The sequence below is a fragment of the Salegentibacter maritimus genome (assembly GCF_016236915.1).
GTDB lineage: Bacteria > Bacteroidota > Bacteroidia > Flavobacteriales > Flavobacteriaceae > Salegentibacter > Salegentibacter maritimus.
The window spans coordinates 1-216 of record NZ_JAEHOK010000083.1 but is presented as its reverse complement, the minus strand read 5'-3'; the positions used below and the strand labels follow the sequence as shown (position 1 = coordinate 216).

At 28.7% G+C, this 216-nt stretch carries 1 pseudogene; it reads left to right on the top strand.

Going from position 1 to position 216, the window contains the following annotated elements:
• Positions 1-216, top strand: a pseudogene (locus I6U49_RS16920) (Fic family protein); the annotation flags it as partial.

Here is a 216-nt window from a genome sequence, read left to right as displayed (position 1 = left end):
GATTAAAACAATTCATTCCTCTTTAAAAATAGAAGGAAACACCCTTACCGAAGAGCAAATAACAGCGCTTCTAGAACATAAAAGAATAATTGGCCTTAAAAAGGATGTGAAAGAAGTTCTAAATGCAATTGAAATTTATGAACACCTGGAAAATTATAATGCCTTTGATGAGAAATCATTTCTAAAATGTCATAAACATTTAATGAAAAACCTAAT